This window comes from Pseudoalteromonas sp. SR43-5, from assembly GCF_014163835.1.
GTDB lineage: Bacteria > Pseudomonadota > Gammaproteobacteria > Enterobacterales > Alteromonadaceae > Pseudoalteromonas > Pseudoalteromonas distincta.
In genome coordinates this window covers 1-1544 of record NZ_JACJEA010000069.1, presented here as the reverse complement: position 1 = coordinate 1544, position 1544 = coordinate 1, and the positions used below count along the sequence as shown (strand labels likewise).

Sequence of the window (1544 nt, the reverse complement as noted above, 5' to 3'; positions counted from 1 at the left end):
CTTATAGTTCGACCAAGCCACTTAATTTAAAAGTAACTGACTATTATATTAAGTGGAATATGCTTCTGTTGGTTACGAATATTGAATGACAAACATCCAATGTTTTTAACAAGACGTTCGAGCCAACAGAGCACCTCGATTTCAAAACGCATACTCAGGGATTGCCGACCAAGACTATCTATAAGACCTGCGAGAAACGAGATTTAAGCACATTCCGTCCTTAACTTTAACCGTAGGCGCTATAAAATGAAAGCATATAACGTTGATAATTTTGCTGTACTCATTGGCATGGATTGGGCCGATAAAAAACATGATATTTGTGAACACCCAACAGGCACTAATAAATATCATTACACCGTTATTAAACACACACCTGAAGCGTTGCATGAATGGGCTATGGATATTAAACAGCGTTATCCAGAGCAGAAAATAGCAATTGTTTGTGAGCTTAAAAAAGGCCCGCTTATTTATGCATTAGCTAAATACGACCACCTTACTTTATTTACCGTGAATCCTTGTGCTGTTGCTAAATACCGCCAGGCTTTTACGCCCAGTGGCGCAAAAGATGACCCATCAGATGCCTTTGTACAAGTTGAAATTCTCACGTTACACATGGATAAGCTGTCTGTCATTGAGCCTGAGTCAGCAGCTATGCGAACGCTGTCTCAGCTTGTTGAATATCGCCGAAGTTTAGTGCAAGACAGTGTCGATTTATCCAATAAAATAACAGCGACATTAAAAAATTATTACCCGCAGGCACTTGAATGGTTTAAAGAAAAGGACACGTATATATTCTGCGACTTCATTCAGAAGTGGCCGTCACTCACTGCGGTTAAAAAAGCAAGAAAACAGACTTTACTCGACTTTTTTGAGAGTCATAACTCACACTATTCCACGGTCAATAATGCACGATTAGACAGTATTAAAAATTCAATGCCATTAACTCTGGATGAAGGCGTCATTGTGCCTAATCAAATGCTCGTTGAAGTGCTTATTACGCAATTTAAAGTGTTATTAAAAGGTATTGAAAAGCTCGATAAAGCAATAAAATCGGCTTATAAAGCCCAGCAAGATAAAAAGATATTTGATAGCTTACCCGGTGCAGGTCCACAACTCGCCCCACGTTTACTTGTTGCTTTTGGGAGTAATCGTGCGCGTTATAATGATGCTGCAGAACTTCAAAAGTACGCGGGTATAGCGCCTGTTATTGAGCGCAGTGGCCAAAAAATGTGGACTCATTGGCGTTATAGTTGCCCCACTTTTTTAAGGCAAACATTTGTAGAATGGGCAGGCTTTTCTATTCGTTATTCGTTTTGGGCTAAAGCGTATTATGAGCAACAAAAAGCCAAGGGTAAGCCGCATAACAGCATAATTAGATCACTGGCATTTAAATGGATAAGGATTGTATTTAGGTGTTGGAAAACGAATACACCCTACGATGAATCGACGTATTTAGCGGCCTTAAAACGCAGAGGCTCACCACTTTTAAAATTTGCAGTTAATAGCTAAATTTTACTAGTCGTCCACCTCAGGGCGTGTTGTTA

The 1544-nt window shown here is 39.6% G+C and carries 1 protein-coding gene; it reads left to right on the top strand.

The window, feature by feature from the left end:
* The first annotated feature begins 246 nt into the window (after positions 1-246).
* Positions 247-1509, top strand: coding sequence for an IS110 family transposase (locus H5090_RS20495; protein WP_076926144.1), 1263 nt, complete (start codon positions 247-249; stop codon positions 1507-1509).
* The last annotated feature ends 35 nt before the right edge of the window (positions 1510-1544 follow it).

Bases quoted from the DNA above. Each gene is read 5' to 3' on its own strand.
- H5090_RS20495 (WP_076926144.1), top strand. From the start codon at position 247: ATGAAAGCATATAACGTTGATAATTTTGCTGTACTCATTGGCATGGAT.